At 26.7% G+C, this 20,934-nt stretch carries 14 protein-coding genes and 1 pseudogene; 6 read left to right on the top strand and 9 right to left on the bottom strand.

Translation table 11 applies throughout. The annotated features are described in order from the left end of the window. Positions 1-102: 102 nt before the first annotated feature. Together ACYQ1U_RS02450 and argH are read right to left on the bottom strand one after the other, a co-directional pair. Positions 103-582 carry an OsmC family protein gene (locus tag ACYQ1U_RS02450; protein WP_459883888.1) on the bottom strand — a complete coding sequence of 160 codons (480 nt, stop codon included), beginning with the start codon at positions 580-582 and terminating at the stop codon, positions 103-105. Then, positions 579-1,955 carry an argininosuccinate lyase gene (argH, locus tag ACYQ1U_RS02445; RefSeq protein WP_459886372.1) on the bottom strand — a complete coding sequence of 459 codons (1,377 nt, stop codon included), beginning with the start codon at positions 1,953-1,955 and terminating at the stop codon, positions 579-581. The genes ACYQ1U_RS02450 and argH overlap by 4 nt, the downstream gene beginning before the upstream one ends. Before the next feature lie 89 nt (positions 1,956-2,044). On the opposite strand from argH, the gene ACYQ1U_RS02440 reads away from it, so the two are divergent. From ACYQ1U_RS02440 to ACYQ1U_RS02430, 3 genes are read left to right on the top strand one after another with little or no spacing between them, the layout of a single operon-like run. Continuing rightward, positions 2,045-3,784 (top strand): EAL domain-containing protein, encoded by a 1,740-nt coding sequence (locus ACYQ1U_RS02440; protein ID WP_459883885.1) that lies wholly within the window; start codon positions 2,045-2,047, stop codon positions 3,782-3,784. Positions 3,785-3,822: 38 nt separating this feature from the next. Beyond that, the gene (locus ACYQ1U_RS02435) at positions 3,823-4,971 is read left to right on the top strand and encodes an HD domain-containing protein (protein WP_459883883.1); all 1,149 of its coding nucleotides are present in this window, start codon (positions 3,823-3,825) and stop codon (positions 4,969-4,971) included. Next, a complete protein-coding gene (locus ACYQ1U_RS02430) occupies positions 4,964-5,704 on the top strand; it encodes a hypothetical protein (protein ID WP_459883880.1) in 741 nt (246 codons plus the stop codon). The genes ACYQ1U_RS02435 and ACYQ1U_RS02430 overlap by 8 nt, the downstream gene beginning before the upstream one ends. 10 nt (positions 5,705-5,714) lie before the next feature. Here ACYQ1U_RS02430 and acs read toward each other — a convergent pair whose 3' ends face one another. The 6 genes and pseudogenes from acs to ACYQ1U_RS02400 form a co-directional block, all read right to left on the bottom strand. Continuing rightward, positions 5,715-7,655 (bottom strand): acetate--CoA ligase, encoded by a 1,941-nt coding sequence (gene acs / locus ACYQ1U_RS02425; RefSeq protein WP_459883877.1) that lies wholly within the window; start codon positions 7,653-7,655, stop codon positions 5,715-5,717. Positions 7,656-7,813: 158 nt separating this feature from the next. Then, positions 7,814-8,335 (bottom strand): inorganic diphosphatase, encoded by a 522-nt coding sequence (ppa, locus tag ACYQ1U_RS02420; RefSeq protein WP_459886370.1) that lies wholly within the window; start codon positions 8,333-8,335, stop codon positions 7,814-7,816. A 93-nt stretch (positions 8,336-8,428) separates the two neighbouring features. Beyond that, a pseudogene (locus ACYQ1U_RS02415) lies at positions 8,429-9,196 on the bottom strand (YihY family inner membrane protein); the annotation flags it as partial. After that, the gene (locus ACYQ1U_RS02410; RefSeq protein WP_459883875.1) at positions 9,159-11,060 is read right to left on the bottom strand and encodes a thioredoxin domain-containing protein; all 1,902 of its coding nucleotides are present in this window, start codon (positions 11,058-11,060) and stop codon (positions 9,159-9,161) included. The gene ACYQ1U_RS02410 and the pseudogene ACYQ1U_RS02415, both read right to left, overlap by 38 nt. Continuing rightward, positions 11,057-12,997 carry a ribosomal protection-like ABC-F family protein gene (gene abc-f, locus ACYQ1U_RS02405; RefSeq protein WP_459883873.1) on the bottom strand — a complete coding sequence of 647 codons (1,941 nt, stop codon included), beginning with the start codon at positions 12,995-12,997 and terminating at the stop codon, positions 11,057-11,059. Before abc-f ends, ACYQ1U_RS02410 begins: the two co-directional genes overlap by 4 nt. 296 nt (positions 12,998-13,293) lie before the next feature. Continuing rightward, a complete protein-coding gene (locus tag ACYQ1U_RS02400; protein ID WP_459883871.1) occupies positions 13,294-14,127 on the bottom strand; it encodes a bifunctional riboflavin kinase/FAD synthetase in 834 nt (277 codons plus the stop codon). Between the two features lie 96 nt (positions 14,128-14,223). Here ACYQ1U_RS02400 and ACYQ1U_RS02395 point away from each other — a divergent pair, with 96 nt between their 5' ends. From ACYQ1U_RS02395 to ACYQ1U_RS02385, 3 genes are read left to right on the top strand one after another with little or no spacing between them, the layout of a single operon-like run. Next, positions 14,224-16,266, top strand: coding sequence for a TonB-dependent receptor plug domain-containing protein (locus ACYQ1U_RS02395; protein WP_459883869.1), 2,043 nt, complete (start codon positions 14,224-14,226; stop codon positions 16,264-16,266). Further along, entirely contained in the window at positions 16,266-16,745 is a 480-nt protein-coding gene (locus tag ACYQ1U_RS02390; RefSeq protein ID WP_459883867.1) for a hypothetical protein, read from the top strand. The genes ACYQ1U_RS02395 and ACYQ1U_RS02390 overlap by 1 nt, the downstream gene beginning before the upstream one ends. Next, on the top strand, positions 16,735-19,080 hold the full coding sequence (locus ACYQ1U_RS02385; protein ID WP_459883865.1) for a putative bifunctional diguanylate cyclase/phosphodiesterase: 2,346 nt from the start codon (positions 16,735-16,737) through the stop codon (positions 19,078-19,080). Before ACYQ1U_RS02390 ends, ACYQ1U_RS02385 begins: the two co-directional genes overlap by 11 nt. Here the strand turns inward: ACYQ1U_RS02385 and uvrC are convergent. After that, positions 19,049-20,881, bottom strand: a complete 1,833-nt coding sequence (gene uvrC / locus ACYQ1U_RS02380) for an excinuclease ABC subunit UvrC (RefSeq protein ID WP_459883863.1) — start codon at positions 20,879-20,881, stop codon at positions 19,049-19,051. The two genes, ACYQ1U_RS02385 and uvrC, sit on opposite strands and share 32 nt — an antisense overlap. Between the last annotated feature and the right edge of the window lie 53 nt (positions 20,882-20,934).

The raw sequence follows: 20,934 nt of genomic DNA, 5'->3' as shown, positions 1-20,934 counted from the left end.
GGTAGTAGGGGGTATAACCTCTACAACCCTTATAACCTCTATAACCCTTATAACCTCTATAACCCTTACAACCCCTACAACCTCTACTAACCCCTATTAACCTTACGAATTACAACATGCACATCCAAATCCATCATCATCGTCGTGAAAATTTTCAAGTGCCTCGCCTCCTGAAATAATAGACTCTTTATATGCTATTGTTTCACCATTATGAATTATGGTATAAAATATTTTACTTGTGTTTCTAACAGTATTAATTGTCGAACAATATGTTTCAAGTGAACTTAATACCCATCTTTTTGCTGTTATATTGTCTGCATTTGAATCAAATTTGTAAATAAAATGAAACTCAGTAAAAATTTTTGGAAAAGTGTCTCTTCTTTTGTATTCAATTTCCATTTCTGTATTTTTGATTTCAAATCCTTTATGTTTTGCCATTTCTACTACATCAAAAAGAGAACAATTCCCCATACCTGTAATAAACATTTCTACTGGTGAGTATTTATCTGTGTCAATAATTAAAACTTCTTTTTCATTTGTTGCTTCAAATTTATGTCCTTCAATGTGTCTTATTTTAATCATTCACTCTCCTTTAAAAATTTTTCAAAATATTCAATTTGTTCTTTTACTCTCTCAGGAGCGCTACCTCCTAAGCTTTTTCTCGATTTCATTGAGTTTTCAAGGCTTAAATCTAAATCATTTTCTATTCTATCATCAATACTTTTTAATTCATCTAGACTTAAATCACTTAAATCTATTCCCTTGCTTTCAGCCAAAGCTACAGCACGACCGGTAATATGATGAGCTTCTCTAAATGGGATGCCTTTTTTTACTAAATAATCAGCCAAATCTGTAGCAGTTAAATGACCCTTTTTGCAAGCTTTATACATATTTTCTTTATTTACTGTCATAGTTTTTAAAGTTTCTTTTAAAATTTCAATTGAAATTAAAGCATTTTTTACGCTATCAAAGACTGGTTCTTTATCTTCTTGAGTGTCTTTATTATATGCAAGAGGCAAGCCCTTCATTACAGTTAGAAGTGCTATTAAATTACCATAACTCCTACCTGTTTTTCCTCTAATTAACTCTGGTACATCAGGATTTTTCTTTTGTGGCATAATAGAGCTACCGGTTGAGTATTCATCACTTAACGTAATAAAACCAAATTCACTTGTAGACCAAATAATAAGCTCTTCACTGATTCTACTTGCATGCATCATTAGCATTGAAATATTAAAAAGTATCTCAAGTGCAAAATCTCTATCACTTACTGTATCAAGACAGTTAATTGAAGGTTTATCAAAACCTAATGCTTTTGTAGTTTCATTTCTATCAATAGGATGAGGAGTTCCTGCAAGTGCTGCACATCCAAGAGGATTAATGTTATTTCTTTTGTAGCTTTCAATAAATCTGTCATAATCTCTTTTAAACATACTAGCATATGCTAACATATGGTATGCAAAACTTATTGGCTGAGCATGTTGAAGGTGAGTCATTCCAGGAAGTATGGTATCGGTGTGATCTTTTGCAATATTAACGAATACTTCAATTAGCTCTTTTATTTTTTTTGCAAACTCTTTATTTCTTTTTAAAACCCATCTTCTAAAGTCAACAGCAACTTGGTCGTTTCTGCTTCTTGCAGTATGAAGTTTTTTTCCAGTATCTCCGATAATTTCAATAAGTCTTTTTTCAATAGCCATATGAATATCTTCATCGGCAATATCGAAGATAAACTCGTCATTTTCAATTTCTTTTTTGATTTGAAGTAGACCTTCTTTTATTTTTTCAGCTTCATCCTGAGTAATAATTCCTTGCTTTGCAAGCATCTTTGAATGAGCAATTGAACCTTCAATATCTTCAATATATAGCTCTTTATCAAATGGAATTGATGCGTTAAACTCATCAAGTATTTTTGAAGTAGCTTTTCTAAATCTTCCGCCCCATAGTTTCATTATAAACCTTTTTAATGTAATTATATCAAATGAATAAATGTTATTATTTTGTAATTATTTTAAATTAGAATATCCTTAAAAAAAGGGCATTTATGCTTGGCGATAGATTGGATAAAGTTGTAAAAAAACTTGATTTTGCATTTCAGCCTATTGTTAATATAAAAAGTGGTGAAATTTTTGCTGTAGAAGCGCTTCTTAGAAAAGTAGAAGATTGTGGATTTTATTCAATTTTTCATTTATTTGATGAAGCTTTTAGGAATGGAGTATTATATCAGCTTGATTTGTTTTTAAGGTATAAAGTAATTGAAAAATTTTCTAAAATAAAAATAGATAATTTAAAGCTTTTTTATAACCTTGATAATAGAATTTTATTAATGCCTGATTATAAAGTAGGAAATACTGAAAAAATTTTAGAGGATTTTAGTTTAAATAAAGAGATTTTGGTATTTGAACTTAGTGAAAAAGATACTATAAAAGATCCATCATTAGTTACAAATATGGTTAATAGATATAAACAAAGTGAATTTAAAATAGCAATAGATGATTTTGGTACTGGAATTGCAGGACTTCAATTGCTTTATTATGCTGAAAGTGATTTTATAAAAATAGATAGATTTTTTATTCAAAATATAACTAATGACAGTAAAAAAAAGCTTTTTTGCTCTCACATTGTAAATATGGCTCATATTATGGGAATGAAAGTTATTGCTGAGGGAGTTGAAAGTAAAGAAGAATTTTTTACATGCAAAGAAATTGGTGTTGACTTTTTACAAGGCTATTTTATTCAAAAACCAGATATTGATTATAAAAATATAAAAGAAAAATATCCTGAAATAGAAAAACTATATAAAAGCGATTTGAGAGAAAATACATTCGAACTTAAAAATAAATATGTAGAATATGTTGAGCCTATTTTTATTGAAGAGCTTTCTTACAAGACTGTGTTTAATTATCTCAAAAAGAACAAAAATGCATATTTTATTCCTGTAATAGATAAAAGTAAAGATATAAAAGGAATTCTTTTAGAGAGTGATATAAGAGATTTAATATTTTCTCCTTATGGGATGTCTTTAGCTTACAATGATTCTATGAAAAAGAAACTAAAAAAGAAAATTAAAGAGTCAATATCTGTTGAAGCTAGTTGGGATATAGATAAAATATTAAAGATATATAATATAAATCGAGAAAAAATAAATTATGGAATTTTTGTAACACAAAACAATAAATACAAAGGTTTTTTGAATTTGAATAACTTATTACATTTATCTTATAAGAAAAATTTACAAATTGCAGAAGAAAAAAATCCTCTTACAAGACTTCCTGGAAATAAATCTATTGATAATTTTATGTTTGAAGTATTTCAAAATAACGATAATAAGTATTATATAGTATATTTTGATTTTGATAATTTTAAACCTTTTAATGATATCTATGGATTTAGACAGGGTGATAGGGCTATTTTATTATTTAGTGAAATATTAAAAAAATATATTAATGATGCTTCTATTATTGGACATATCGGGGGAGATGATTTTTTTGTAGGTTTTAAGAATTATGAATTTGACGAAGTTTATAAAATAATAAAAAAAATACAAAAAAAATTTAAAATAGAGGTTGAATCTTTATATTCAAAAAAAGACAGAGAAAAGGGTTATATTAAAGCTATGGATAGATTTGGAATAGAAAGAAAATTTGAATTGTTGAGTGTATCTGCTGTAGTTATAGAAATTAGTAAAAAAATTAATAGAAATATATTTGATGAAGAAATAGGAAATTTGAAAAAATTTGCTAAAAAATTAAAATTTCCATTAGTAGTAGGATTTAGAAGTTAAATTTTTATATAATTCCTTAAAAAGGGAAAATAAAAACTATGAAAAATAAATTAGTAAAACTTTTATTTACTACTGCTTCAATTGAAAGATGGAATGACTTACCTCGCCCTGTCAGATTTATTGAGCTTGACAAGCAAGCACATAGGATGATTATAGCTTATATTTTGGCACATTTTGAAAAAGATATAGATTTTTATAAGTTAATACATTTAGGAATTGCTTCGGTTTTTTATAGAGCAGTTCTCACTGATTTAAAGTCACCAGTTTATCACTATTTAAGAAAGAAAAAAGGTAAAGAGCTTGATGAATTTGTTATTGGTAGATTAAAAGGCTTGGTTGATGAGGAGTTAGAGCATTTTATTAGGATTTTTAATTCTGATAATTCAAAAGAAAAGAGAATACTATCTGCCGCAAGTTACTTAGCTAGTAAGTGGGAGTTTGATATAATCTATAATTTTGCACCAAATATTTATGGAATGAGAGAAATTAAAGAAAATATTGAAAATGAACTTGAAGATTATTATGATTTAGAAGGTGTTAAAGTATTATCACTTAAAAAGAAAAGTTATAATTTTGTGTCATTATGTGGGAACTTGAGATTTCAAAAAAGATGGGCTAATACACCAAGAATTCCGCAAACTAGTGTACTTGGACATATGCTTTTTGTTGCTATTGTTTCTTTTCTTTTAACAAAAGAGTATGGAGGAAATCCTCATAAAATTTATTATAACTTTTTTACAGGACTTTTTCACGATTTGCCAGAAGCTTTAACAAGAGATATTATCGCACCTGTTAAACATCAAGTACAAGGCCTAGATGAAATACTTAAAGAATATGAAAGTTTTTTAATTGAAGAGAAAATTTTACCATTAGTTCCTAAAAATATAAGGGATGAGTTAAAAATATTTATAACTGATGAATTTGCAAATAAATTAATTATTGACAATAAAGTAAAAAAAGTTGATGAAGCTGAAGATTTGCTTGGAATGAAAGGAATTGATGGAAGTTTAGTAAAGGTAGCTGATCATTTTGCAGCATTTGTGGAGGCTTTTATGAGTATACACTATGGAATAAAATCACCTGAGCTTATAAATGCAGTTATTTATTTAGAAAAAAAATATAAAAATAAAGTTGTTTTGGGAATTGATATTGGTAAATATTTCAGCAAGGATTTTTTTGATGAGTAGGTTTTTAATTTTTTTTATTGTAGTTTTTTCTTATGCTACTACAGATTTTTATACTTATACAATAAAGCTTGATTATAAAGAGTATGTGAATGGAAAAGTAATTGATAGGGACTATAGTAGTTTTGGTGATATTTTAGGTATAGGAGTAAAACATTTTAATAAATTTAACTACTTTAACTATTATTTAAAAGCTGAAATGGCAGGTGGAGAGAGTATTTATGAGGGGGCTACTTGGGGAGGCGAACCTATAAAGAATAAACAAAAAGGACTTTATTTATTAACTTTAGAAGGTGGATTTGGAAGTAGATATTTTTATTTTTTTGGTGGATATAGAGAGTGGAATAGAGGAAAAAGTGCAAATGCATGGGATTATGATGAGGTATATTACTTTGGATATTTTGGGATAAAGTATTCTTATCCATTTGTTTTTCAAAAAATAATATTTATTCCAGAAGCTGGATACAAATTGGCAATAAATCCGCAAATGAAAGTAAAACTTGGAAATGAGCCTGTTTTAGATTTAGGAAGTACTGATGGAGGATTTATAGAATTGCCAATTTTCGTAAAATATGAAAATGTTTATTTAAAATTTTTTTATAGATATCAATATTGGCATATAAATCGTTCTAATAATGAATTATTAATTTTAAATGGCAAGAAATATCTAATTTTTGAACCAGAGAGTATAACTGAAAATCAATATTTAGGAATAGGGGTTATTTGGAAGTTTTAGTGTAAAAGGACTAAAGTCCTTTTACTACTTCTATAATCATTTCTACTACTTTAGGATCTTCTAAAGTTGATGTATCTTGTTTAATTTCTTCTCCTTTTGCAATAGCACGGAGAATTCTTCTCATTATTTTTCCACTTCTTGTTTTAGGAAGTCCTGGAACAAAAGCAAAGTGTTTAATTTTTGCAATGTTTCCAATTTCTTTTGAAACAATATCATTTACTTCTTTTATAAATTCAGATTCCTCAGCTGTATTTTCTTTTAGAACTATATAAGCAAAAATAGCTTCACCTGTAATTTCATCAGGTCTTCCTATAACTGCAACTTCAGCTACATTTGGATGTTTTTTAACTGCTGCTTCTATTTCTGCAGTTCCAAGTCTATGACCAGATACATTAATAACGTCATCAACTCTTCCTGTAATCCAGATATATCCATCTTCATCTACTATTGCACCATCACCTGAGAAATAAACAGGTTTTCCTTGTTTTTTAGCTGTCCCGAAATAACTTTTTATAAATCTATCAGGGTCCCCCCAGATAGTTCTAATCATACTTGGCCAAGGTTTTGTAATACAAAGTAGTCCTTTTTCGTATGGTGTCATTTTGTTTCCATTTTCATCAATAACTTCTGCAAAAATTCCAGGTAGAGGGAATGTTGCACTTGCTGGTTTTATTGGTGTTGCAGCAGGAAGTGGACTTATCATATGTCCCCCTGTTTCAGTTTGCCACCAAGTATCAACAATAGAACATCTTCCATTACCAACTACATCATAGTACCATTTCCAAGCAGCTGGGTCTATTGGTTCACCAACAGTTCCAAGAATACGTAAAGAACTTAAATCATATTTTTTAGGTTCATCAGCTCCCATTTTGTGCAGTAGTCTAATAGCTGTTGGAGCTGTGTAGAATTGATTAACTCTATATTCTTCTATCATTTTCCAAGCTCTACCAGAGTCTGGATAAGTTAATACACCTTCAAACATTAACGTTGTTGCACCTGCTGCAAGTGGACCATATACAATATATGTATGTCCAGTAATCCAACCGATATCAGCTGTACACCAATATGTATCGTTTTCTTTTATATCAAATACCCATTCCATTGTTAGTTGTGCCCATAAAATATATCCAGCTTGAGAGTGTTGTACTCCTTTTGGTTTTCCAGTACTTCCTGATGTATATAATAAAAATAGAGGGTCTTCACTATCCATTATTTCAGGTTCGCATTTACTTGACTCTTGAATAATTAAATCATTATAACTAACATCCCTACCTTCAACCCATTCAATTTTTTCATGGTTTCTTTTAACAACTAAAACTTTTTCTACAAAATCAATACCTTCAAGTGCCGCGTCTACTGTTGGTTTTAACATATAAGGTTTGCCTTTTCTAAAGGCACCATCGGCTGTAATTACTACTTTTGCTTGTGCATCTATTATTCTATCTTTAAGTGCCTCTGCACTAAACCCTCCAAATACTACACTATGAATTGCACCAATTCTAGCACATGCAAGCATAGCAAAAGCTGCTTCTGGTATCATAGGCATATATAAAACAACTCTATCGCCTCTATTTACACCAAGTCTTTTTAGTAAGTTTGCAAATTTATTAACCTCTTTGAAAAGTTCTAAATAGGTAATTATTCTTTTTTCTCCATTGTCACCTTCCCAAATAATTGCAGCTTTGTTTTTTCTTTTATCTAAATGTCTATCAATACATTGATAAGATACATTTAATTTTCCACCAATAAACCACCTATAAAATGGGGCATTGTTTTCATCAAGAGTCTCTTTAAAATTTTCAAACCAAGTAATTTTTTCACGAGCTAACTTTGCCCAAGTTCCTTCATAATCTTTTTTGAATTCTTCTACTAATTCTTTATATTCACACATATTTTTAAATGCAGGATTATTAAATAACTCTTTTTTAGGATAATATACTTCGTTTACCATTAGTTCTCCTTGTGCCTTTTTTCTATAATAAAACAAAAATTTAATAAAAAGATAATTTTAGTCGGATATTAAGATTGGATGTGTAGAAAAGTAACAAAGCAGTCTAGAATGTAGAATGGAGAGTTAATATAAATTTATTCTCCATTCTTAGTTTAAGTTTAGTTTTTGTAGTTTTCGATTGCTTTTTGAATTAGTTCAATTGCTTTTTCTCTACCAGCGTATCCAGTAACTTTTACCCATTTACCAGGTTCAAGATCTTTATATGTTTCGAAGAAATGTTTAATTTGGTTTAGCTCAATTTCAGGTAAGTCACTTAAGTCATTAATTTTCGCCATTTTTGGATCAAGTTTTGTAACAGGAACTGCTACAATTTTTTCATCTTTTCCACTTTCATCTTCCATAATAAGAACACCAATTACTTTACTTTTGATTACCGTACCAGGTACTACACTCTCACTAGATAGCACTAATATATCGATTGGGTCTCCATCATCAGCTAATGTATTTGGTACAAATCCATAGTTTGCTGGATAGAATTGACTTCCATATAGAATTCTATCAAGAAAAATAGCACCACTTTCTTTATCAATTTCATATTTTATATTACTTCCTTGGGGAATTTCGATTACTGCATTTACAGCTTCTTCAGGATTTCCAGGTTTTATTTTTGTAATGTCCATTATTTTCTCCTTTTTTATGGAATTATACCATCTATATTTTGAGACTAAGCTTTTATCTAATGAATCAAAGATTAATTTTTCATCAATCCATTTAATTAAATAAATTCCACTTAGATAAATTATCCAGTTGATATAAATCCATAAAAACAAAAACATTAAAATAGAGATAGAACCATATAGATTTTTATATGTAGTATTTATTATTATGTAATATATAAAAATACTTTTTAAAATTATAAAGACAAAAGAAGTCAAAAGTGAAACAATTAAAGCAGAAATAGTTTTTTTGTTTTCAATAGTTAGCTTATAAGCTAAAAAGAAAGTTAGCCAGATAATAAAAAATGGGGTTATTTTTATAAAATTTATCCAAGAAGTTAGTTCAGATTTATTTAAAAAAAATTGAAATTTAATAGACAAATACATAGCTCCTGCAAAAAGTACAGGAAACAGTGTAAGCATTGTCCAATAAAGTTTTATTTTCTCCCACAAATTTCTTTTTTTTTGATGAAAAATTTTAGAAATAATTGTTTCGTAGTTGTCGAAAAATAAAATTGAAGTAGCTAATATATAAAAACCTCCTAATATTCCCATTTTTGATGAATTTGAAAGAAAATTTTTTAAATATTCGGTTATTAATTCTTGATTTGAAGGAAGAATATTTGATGTTATAAAGTGTTCAAGTTTATTATAAAGTTCAGCAAAAAAAGGACTTGATGAGAAGATGCTTAATATTATCAAAATAATTGGTACAAGTGAAAAGATTGTATAGAAACTAAGGGTTGCAGAATAGAGAGTAATTTCATTGATAATATCTTGTGTTTTTTTAATATTTAATTTTTTCAAAAAATTTTTTAACTTCATCAAAATCCTTGGTATTAACTAAACATGCATAAATTGTACATATTTGATAAAAATCATAACTTTTATATTTCCATAAGACAAATGGAAATTGTAATGGATAATTTATTTTAACATTTTTTGTTTTTATTATATAATCATTATATTTTATTTTGAGTTTAGCAATTGCCATATATGCATAATGTAAAGATAAAGGATATTTTTTAAGTTCTTCTAAAACAAACTCGTATAAACTAAAATCATTATTTAAACTTGCAAAATCAATATAATCACTAAAAAGTATACTAAGTGCACTTGGATATGATTTTTCTTCAATGGTTGCTGGAAAATCATTACTCATAATCCAATTGTCTTTTTTAAATTTTAAAGATTTTTTAATGAAAATTTCAGCAAATTTTAAATATTTTTTATTGCCTGTATATTCATATGCGTCAATTAGCGCTCTAATTAAATAAGCATAATCTTCTAAATCAGCTTTTTTTGTAATTTTTTTTACAAATCCATGATATAAAATACCTTCTTTGTAGTAAGTTTTAAGGATAGTGTTTAGTAGTTTTGTAGCTTTGATTTGATATTTTTCATTTATTATTGAAGCTTTGTAAAGCCCACTAACCATCATTGCATTCCAACTAAGAATCTTTTTTTTATTAATAAATGGATATATATGGGTTTTTCTTATTTCTTTTAAGTTATTTAGAAACTTTTTAATATTTTTAGGGGCTGGTTTTGGACTAAAATATATGTGATTTTTATCTTTATTAAAATTACCATCTTCTTCAAAATTTATATATTCTAAAATCTCTTTTTTATTGGGTATGTTTTTTAAAGCTTTGTAAATCTCGGCTTTAGAGAATGTGAAATAGTCTCCTTCGCCTGGAGAGTCTGCTGAATTTGCTGCAAAATATAAACCATTAGATGAACGGTATTTTTTGTCGAATTCACTAATAGTTTGAATTACTACTTTTTTATAAAGAGGATTTTTTGTATATTTGTAAGTTGTAGAGTATATATCAATCATTAATGCATTTGTATAGAGCATTTTTTCAAAATGAGGAATGCTAAAATCGTCATATACAGTATACCTAAAAAAACCTCCTTCAATTTGGTCATACATTCCACTTTTTGCTATATTAGAAAGAGTTAAATTTAACATTTTTAGGTATTTTTTATTTTTTGTAATAAGATAAATATCTAATAAAAGTTGAAATTTATTATATTCAGGAAATTTATGAAGTCCTTTAAATCCGCCATATATAAAGTCAAAACTTTCATTTATTTCTTTTTCAAGAACTTTTAGAGGATCTTTATATTTTTTTATGATTTTTTTTTGATGTAATTTTTTTTCAAAACTTTGAGCTTTTTGTATAAGTTCTTGAGGATTATTTTTCCAAAGCTTAGCAAAGTATGGAAGAAGAGTTAAAAGTCCTTTTTTTGCAAAGAGATCATTTTTTGGAACATAAGTGGAAATAAAAATTATTTTTTTGTCAGGTAGCATTATAATTGTAAGAGGCCACCCAGCAGTTTGATTATATATTTTTTTATATACCCATTGATAATACCTATCAATTTCTGGACTCTCTTCTTTATCAACTTTTATTGAAACATAATATTTATTTAAAATTTCTGCTACTTTTTTATCAGTAAATGATTCTTTGAGCATAACATGACACCAATGACAGGTTGAATAACCAATACTTAAAAAAATTAATTTGTTTTCTTTTTTTGCTTTTTCAAATGCTTTCTTACTCCAAGGGTACCAGTCAATTGGATTGTTTGCATGTTCAAGTAAATATTCACTATCACTATTTTTTAATTGATTAGAAAAAGCTAAATTAAAAAAAACTAAAAATATTAATAAAATTCTCATTCTTCAAGCACCTCCTTTTTTTCTTCAAGCTCAAGGTATCTTTCTACCTTTTCATCATAAATTTTTTTTATCTCTTCAAGCTCATTTGAAAGTGTAACAAGTCCTTTTTTCTGATAACAATCAGGGTTTGCTAAACACTCTTCTATTTCAGCAATTGTATTTTCAAGCTCTTCAATAAGTTTTGGCAATTCTTCTAGTTCACGCTGTTCTTTGTAAGAGAGTTTCTTTTGTTTTTTTGGTTTAGGTTTTTCTTTTTTTTCTTCTTCATTTTCCATTTTCCATTTTACATTTTCAATTAATTTTAGTTCTTTTTCAATTTCAAGATATTCAGTATATGGAATGTGACTTTCTTCAATTTCACCATTTCCTTTAAATATAAATAGTTTCTTAGCAATTTTATCAACAAAATATCTGTCGTGACTTACAAATATTACACTTCCTTCAAAATCTATTAAGTACTCTTCTAATATATTAATAGTTGGAATATCAAGGTCATTTGTAGGCTCATCAAGAATTAATACATCATAATCTTTTGTAAAAAGCAAAGCTAATGCAACTCTAGTTTTTTCACCTCCACTTAAAACACCAATTTTTTTTGTTAAATATTCAGGTGGAAATAAAAATTCTCTAAGATATCCATAAACATGCATATTGCGACCTCTGACATTTACATGATTGCCTCCCTGTGGACAAAAAGTCTCAATCAAATCTTTATTATCATCAAGCATAGATTTTCGCTGATCTAGGTAACCAATTTTTATGTTTTCACCTATCTTTATAATCCCACTATCAGGGATTTCTTCATTAGTTAGCATTTTTAGAAGTGTAGATTTTCCACTTCCGTTTTTCCCAACAATTGCAATTTTATCTTTTTGTAATATTCTTGTAGTGAAGTTTTTTATTAAAAGTTTGTTTCCAATTGATTTAGTAATGTTTTCAATCTCAAACATTACCTTTTTTTTGTTTATTTTTTCATCTTGCCTATTTAGAAGTTCTCTTTTAAGTTGCATTTCAATTTGACGAATTTCGCTTCTATCTTTTTTTACTTTTTCTCGAAGTTCTTCTACTCTTTTTTTTCTTCCTTCATTTCTTTTAAGTCTTGCTTTAACTCCACGTCTAAGCCATTCTTCTTCTCTTTTAAGTAGTCTTAGTTCATTTTCATACCCTTTTTCTTTAGCTTTAAGTAGTTCTTCTTTTTGTCTTATATAATCAGCATATCCACCTTTAAACTCGCGAAGTTTACAGTTTTCTAGCTCAATTACTCTTGTAGCTATTCTATCAATAAAATACCTATCGTGACTTATCACAATAAAAGTATATTTGTCTTTAAGTAATATTTCTTCTAAAAATTCAGTCATATAAACATCTAGGTGGTTTGTTGGTTCATCAAGAAGTATTACATCTGGTTTTTGTAAAAGCAAACTTGCAAGAGCTACTCTTCTTTGTTCTCCTCCGCTAAGCAGGCTAATATCTTTATTTTCATACTTTTTTAAATCAAACTCTTGTAAGATTCTCTCAATTCTATCGTCTAAATTCCAAGCATTATGAAAATCTAAGAATTTGCTAACTTTATCCATTTCACTCTGAATTGCTTTGTTTTCAGGGGTTTTTGCAAACTCTTCGGTAAGCTTTAGATATTTTTTATAAGCTTCTTTAAACTCAACTAATTCTTCTTCAATTGCAACTCTAACTGTAAGCCCAGTTTTAAACTTTGGAGTTTGTTTTAGTCTTTTTATTTTTATTCCATTTTTTGTAATAATTTCGCCACTATCAGGTTCTATTGTGCCATCAATTATTTTCATTAAAGTGGATTTTCCACTTCCATTTTTTCCAATAAGGGCTACTCTCTCACCCTCATCAAGGTGAAACTCAACATCACAAAGTATTTTTTGAGCTTCGTAACTTTTGCAAACACTAAGCAAATCAATCAAAGCCATTAAAGCCCTTTTTATTGAAATTATACCATTATTAAAGTTTTTGAGGTTTTAGAGGTTGTAGGGGTAATAGATGTAATAAAGGTATTAGAGGTTTTATAACATCTACAACCCATATAACTTCTACTAACCTTTAATACTTTTACTAACCTATATTACCTCTACTAACCTTTACTAACCTTTACTAACCTTTACAAGTGTTATTAAAATGTTTTTAAAATTATTTATACTTGCAGTACAAATAAAAAGAAGGAGTACAAATGAAATTTGATTTACTAATTACAATTGCTGTAACAATATTAGTAATCAGTGTAGCACTGTTTCAAAATATTTGATGCAACTTTTATATCTTCTTTGATCTGCTTTTTAAGCTTAGATAAGCTGTCAAACTTTTTATTTTCTCTTAAAAACTCTAAAAACTCAATTTTTATTAACTGGGAACCTGGAACTTGGAGCTTGGAATTGCTTTTCATTCTCAACATTTTCAACTTGGAACTTGGAACTTGGAACTCAGAACTTAATATATGTGTTTCTATAGAGAATTTTCCATCAGTTGAGCGGTTACCTATAAATGTAATGGAAGGTAAATTATTTGTTTTTGTTATATAAACTCCTTTTTTAGGGATTAAATAGTTTTTTATAAGTTCTATATTTATAGTTGGGACAAGTTCTTTACTTCCAAGCCCTTGGCCTTTTATTTGAATACCTTTAATTTTGTATGTGTGGCCTAAAAAAATATTAGCTTTTTTTATGTTGCCACTTCTTATAAAGTCTCTAATAATATGAGAGTGTACTCCAATTCCATCAATTTTAATTTCTTTGATTACCTCAACTTTGAAATGTTTTTTTAATAAATTTATATCACCTTTTCTTTCTTTTCCAAATCTGAAATCATCTCCTATTACTATTTTTGAAACCTTTAATGATTTTAAAATTTTTATAAATTCGTATGGACTTAGATATTTTATATTATTTAAATCAAAAAAAACAGATTCAAGGGTTGTATATTCACATCTATCAAGACCAGGAGTTAAATTGCTCCCTTTTTCAATAACAATCATAAATTCAGCTTTTTTTAATAATTCTTGATGAGCAATATGCATTCCATCAAATCCACCAATAGTTGCTGTCATTTAAAACTTCTTATTATCCTTTTTATGATTTTAATATTTCAAAAAAAAATTGGTTATAATAATGCCAAAATTATAGCTTATTTTAAAAGGAAATAAGTGAAAAAGATTATTTTATTAATATTAAGTTTCTTATTATTGTTTGCTTCAGATGAAGAAGAATTTTTAAAGACTTTAAATGAAGTTAGTGAAATTGCCACTCAAAATAAATTAAATATAGATAAAACACCATCAAATGTAGATATTATAAGAAGGGATTTTATAATAAGGTCCGGAGCTAGGACATTACTAGATTTATTAAAATATATTCCCGGTGTGGAAATTGCAATGACTTCAAGCGGAAAAAGACAATTAATTATTAGAGGGAATAAATCTGTTTATAGAGATAAAATAAAACTTATGATAAATGGTGTTGAAGTTACTAATAACTTATATAATAATCAATTTTATTATTATAATTTTCCAGCATCTTTAATTAAAAGAATAGAATTCACAAAAACACCTGATTCAGTTCTATATGGAGAAAATGCATTTTTAGGAGTTCTTAATGTAATTACTCTTAATAATATTGATGATAATATGGTTAATTTTTATTTAAGTAATAAAAATCAAACAACATTTGCTCTATTTGATAAAATAAATAATAATTTATTAGCTGATTTTCATTATCTTTATTCAAACCCAGAAGTATATTCTCCTAAAAGTTATTTAATAGACTTGCAAGAACTTAAGGCTATTCCTTTTAGAAATGAAACTAGAGCTAATACTTTAGAAAAAAATGTAGGAATAGGATTAAAATATACAAAAGAGAAAAGTACTTTAAGTTATAGAACTGAGTATTATAAAAAGGGTGATTTTTTTGGAATTGAAAGAGTTACACCTCTTAGAAGGGATAAATTTATTAATTTTTTATATCAATATTTAAATTATAACTATTCAGATTATCTTAAATATAATCTAAAAGTAAGTTTTGATTTAGGAGTTAAAAATTATATCTGGGATGGTGAGTTTAGAACTTTTCCTTATGATTTTAATGAAAGTGTTGATCATAATGACCCTTCAAAAGATATTATAATAGGTGCTAAAATTAATGAAATAGAGTTTTATGCAAAAAATTTAATAAAATATGAAACAGATAAACACAATATAAATTTTATTTTAGAAGCTAAATATGCAAAACCTTATGATTACTATTATTTACAATATATTCCTATTTTTGATAATAAAGAAAAACTTACAGGAGATAATAATGTGTTAAAAGAAGGAATAAAAAGAATTTCAAAAGCAATAGGAATAGAAGATTTGTTTACTTTAAATGAAAAAATATCTTTTGTTTATGGTTTTAGGTATGATAATTATAGTGATTTTGGAGGAGCTAATTCTTATAAGCTCGGGGGTGTTTATAATTTGAATGAAAAAACAACTTTTAAACTATTATTTAATAAATCATTTAGAGTTCCTTCTTGGGTAGAATTATATGCAAGAAGTGCCACTTCTTTTAATGGTAATGAAAACTTGAAGCCTGAAAGTATTGCAATGGTTGAATTTATTTGGTTGCAAAGAATCTTTGGTAAAGATAAACTAAAGTTTGTAATTTATAGAGGATTAAATAAGAACTTTATTGGCAGAAACTTTGACTCTTCAGGAAAAAGAATTTATGAAAATCTAGGAGATTATATAATTAAAGGTTTTGAAATATCATATAAAAAGTTATGGCAAAAACTAAAAGTTTATCTATCTTATGCATATAATAATAACAAATCTAAATATTCTCAAGTTATAAATAATGTAAATATAACTGAATATCAGGGAGTTAGACATCATCAATATAAAGGTTATTTAGAATATATCATTAATAAAAAGCTTTCTTTTTTCTCTTCAGTTTTTTATGGTTCTAAAGTTAAATTACCAAATTTTATTGATAAAATTGATGAGTATTTTTCCTTAAATGCAAATATTAGATATTCTCCAAGTAATGATTTTAGTATAAATATTGGGGTTGAAAATATTACAAACCATAAAAACTATATGATAGCTTATCCTAGCGATATTATTGGTAATAGATATTTTTTTGTGTTTGAACATGCAAAAATTCCATATACAGACAGAAAACTTTATATTAATTTAACCAAAGAGTGGTAATGAAGATTGTAATATTTGTTATTTTATTATTAAATTTTCTTTTAGCTATTGATATGAACTCTTTGTTATTAATAGAGTCAAAGCTTTATCCTAAAATTATAAAATTAAATAAAGAATATGAAGAAAAAAAGACTATAAAAATTGCAGTTTTGTATGATTCAAAATCAAAAAAATATGCACATAAACTTAAAGAACTTATGAAAAGTTATATAGTAGTTCCTATAAACGTAAATAGAAAAATACCTCTTGACTTTGATGTGTATATTTTAGGGACAAATATTGAAAAAAACTTAGTTGGTAAATTAATTAATTCTAGAAAACTTATTTTTGCTTTGTATCCAAATGATGTTTCAAATGCAATGATAGGGATTTTTATAGGAGTAAAAGTAGTGCCTTTAATTAATCCAAAACTTTTAAAATTAGCAAAAATTCAATTGAATCCAATAATATTTAAGGTAGCAAAAATATATGAAAAATAGAATATCATTAATAAAAATTGTAGATTTTATATTTATCGCTCTTTTTCTTTTTTTTGTATGGTATGTTATTATTGATATAAAGAATATCTCTTTAACTTTAAGAGAAACTCAAAAAGAAAAAGTATTAATAGCATTGAAAGCACAAAATGATGTATTTGCTCCTTTATTAAAGTTTGAATTTTTTGATCAATTAAAAGCTAATATTAAAAATTTTGTAGATTCATCAAAAGAGATAAAACAAGTAGAAATTATTTCAAAAAACTTTAAATTTATATACCCTGAAAAGGAGGTACAAGAAAAGGTAATAGTATTTCCTATAAAATATAATTCTCAGGAAATTGGAAAAATAAAAGTTATTTATTCTGATAAGGAACTTATTAATACATTTTTTAAAAAATATTTTTCTAAATTTAGTTTTTATGTATTAATACTGATTATTTTTATTATTATTGCACTTCTTTATATTAGAAAAAAGATAGAAAAACTACATTTGTTTGCAAGAGAGATAGAAAAAATAGATTTTAGAAAAGTCTCTTATCTTCCATATTTAGATAGTTATTATGAAATTGTAAACATAACAAATGCGATAAATAAACTTCTAACTCAAGTTAATAGTTTTTATACAAGTCAAAGAAATATGTTTAAAAAAATAATAAAATATAAAAAACAACTTGAAACTGGACAAAAAATATCTCATATGTTTAGTTGGGAGTTTGATTGTGATAAAAAAGAGTTTGTTTCTAATGTAAAGATAGAAAACTTTTTAAATATTCCTGGTATTAAGAAAATGAAAGATTTTATTGATCATTTAGAAAATGAAGATAAAGTTGTGTTTTTTAATCATTTTAATATGGCTTGCAAAAAATGTGACACTTTTGAAATGATTCAAAAACTCATAAGTAGTAATAATAAAGTTTATTATATAAAAACTCAAGGAAAATGTATTAAAAGCAAAGATAAAAAAACAATAATAGGAGTAAGTTTAGATATTACAGAAGAAATAAAGAAACAAGAAAAAATAGAATTTCTGGCGTATCATGATACTTTAACAACGCTTCCAAACCGTGTATATTTAAAAGAGCATCTCTCAATGCTTGCAAAATTGGCAAATAGGAATAATGAAAAATTTGCAATATTGTATTTAGATTTAGACAATTTTAAAATGGTAAACGATACTTTTGGTCATGAAAGTGGAGATAAATTATTAATTGAAGTTTCAAAAAAAATTAAAGAAATTTTAAGAGAATCAGATATCCTATCAAGAATAGGAGGGGATGAGTTCATAATAGTGCTTTATGATATTTCTTCTAAAAAAGTGGTTGAAAAAGTAGTTGATAAAATAAAAAAAGTTTTACAAGAGCCATTTTATATAAAGGATTCTAAAATATATGTAACATTTAGTATTGGAGGGGCTATTTTTCCAGATGATAGCAAAAATATTGATGAGCTGCTCCAATATGCTGATATAGCTATGTATGAATCTAAAAATAATGGTAAAAATACTTTTACATTTATTAGTGATAAACTAAAGTATTATATTAATGACTACTATCAAATAGTAACTGATTTGAAAGACGCGTTGAAAAAGGATGATGAAATTGTATTATATTTTCAACCAAAAATTGACATAGTAAATAAGAAAGTTCAAGGTGCTGAAGGGCTTATTAGATGGAATCATCCAAAAAGGGGGTTATTAACTCCTTTTCATTTTATTTCTTATGCTGAAAAAAGTGGACTTATTTCTCAAATTGATAGATATGTAATTAAAAAGGCTATTGAAACTCTCAAAAATTGGGAAAAGGATGAATTGTTAAAAGATATGCATTTAGCGGTAAATATTTCAGCAAATGAATTTAGACAACAAGATTTTGTTAGTAATTTAAGAAAATTAGTAGATGAATATAAAATTGACCCATCGAAACTTGAAATTGAAATAACTGAAACATTAAGTATGCAAAACTTTGCTTATGCTGTTGGAGTATTGGAAGAGGTTAAAAGACTTGGAGTTAAAATTGCTCTTGATGATTTTGGGACAGGTTACTCTTCTTTAAACTATCTAAAAAAACTTCCTTTTGATATATTAAAAATAGACCAAACTTTTATTAGAGATTTAGAAAAAGATAATGATGATTTACTAATTACAAAAATGATTATAGAAATTAGTAAAATTTTAAACAAAGTAAATGTAGCAGAGGGAGTGGAAAATAAAGAGCTTTTAAAAATTGTAAGTGAGCTAGGGTGCCAATATGTTCAAGGTTATTATTTTGCAAAACCTCTTGAAAATAAAGAGTTTTTTGAATATGTTAAGAATTTTGACTTTGAAAAAATTCAATAATTGATAAGGCATCTTTTTTATTTAATACTGCTTTTAGTTCTTCAAATGTGGCTTTTTTAATATTTTCAAATGTCCCAAAATAATTTAAAAGTTTTGTCATTTTTGCTTTTCCAATACCTTTAACTTGTAATAAATCGATTTGGGTGTCTTTTTTTCTTTTTGTTTTTCTATGAAACTCAATTGCAAATCTATGTGCTTCATCTCTAAGCATTTGTAAAAATTGCAACCTCTTATCATTCTCACTTAATTCAAGTTTATCAATAATTAATTTTTCACTTTTCACTTTTAACTTTTCATTTATAAAATATATTTTATCCTTTGCTTTTCCTTTTGCTCTGTGTGCTTTTGCATCAATTTTTTCTTTTGAAATAGCTAAAACATCGACATTAGCACCAATAGACTCAACAATATCTTTTGCAATTTTTAGTTGGTTTGCTCCTCCATCAATTAGCCAAAGTTCAGGAGGAGAGTTTTTTTCAAAGCTTTTAGCTCTTCGCATTAATAATTCTTTCATTTGGGAGTATTCATCTTTTCCTTGTAAATGGTAATGTCTATAGCTTTCTTTTTTTAATTTTCCATTTTCCCATACTATCATAGCTCCTACAACTGCTTCACCTGAGATGTGAGATGTATCAAAAACTTCAATTTTATAAGGGATGTTTTGAAGGTTAAATAAATTTTTAAGTTCTATTAGCAAAGTGTTCTCTTTTTGATTTTTGATAATTTCAAGGGCATTTAATTTTGCTAATTTTATTAAATTTATTCTCTCTTTAGTTGTAGGAGTGATTATTTTTATTTTTCTACTAAATTTTTCACTTAAAAATTGACTAAGCCATTCCCTCTCTTCAAAATCATCTCCCACTAAAATCTTTGATGAGGTAAAAGGAGTTTCAGTTGAATAAAATTCTAAGATTGCTTGTGTATAAATTTCGCTTTTTTCAGGAGTTGTTTGAGAGTTGATTATATTATGGCTACTTGCGACTACTTTTCCTTGACGGACAAATATTCTAATTATTATTGCTTTTTTATCAAATATTTCTACTGCAAAAATATCTAAATCTTCAAGTTTTGCTAAATCTACATTAGAATAAATTTCAGCACTTTCAATTGATTTTATCCTATCTCTTATTTCAGCTGCTTCTTCAAACTGTAAATTTTCGGCAAATTTTTGCATTTTTTTATTTAAAATTTCAAGTATTTTTTCTTTGTTGTGGATTAATTCAATAGCTTTGTTTACATATTTCATATACTCTTTACTTGTAATTTTTCCTTCACACGGAGCTAAACATTTTCCTATTTGATGATATAGACATGCTTTTTTGCCTTTTAGGCAGCTTTTAGATTGTACAAGTGGTACTTCTTCATAGACTGTTTTTAGAATAGCACTAGCTCCACTACTAAATGGACCGAAATATTTGATATTTGAACCCTTTACTACTTTTCTTGTAATTTCGGGCATAGGAAATGGTTCATCTAAATTAATATAAATATAAGGATATGTTTTATCATCACGCAAAAGAATATTGTACTTAGGTTTTAGTTGTTTTATTAGAGAGTTTTCTAATATGAGAGCATCATTTTCATTTTCAACTACTATATAATGTAAGTCTTTTGCCTCAGTTATCATTTTATAGATTCTTGGACTTAAATTATCAGCCGGACGAAAGGGATTAAATCTAAAATAACTTTTTACTCTTTTTTTAAGATTTTTTGCTTTTCCTATATATAAAAGTTTTCCATTCTCATCAAAATATTGGTAAATACCTGGTTTGTCAGGAAGAGATTTTATTTTTTCTATCAATTTTCTCCTTTTTATTAAGTTTAAATTAAAATTTTGTTAAAATAATGTAAAAT

The sequence above is a fragment of the Caminibacter profundus genome, assembly GCF_054657155.1.
Note: the sequence above shows the minus strand (reverse complement) of the source record. Positions and strands in the feature narration are given on the sequence as shown.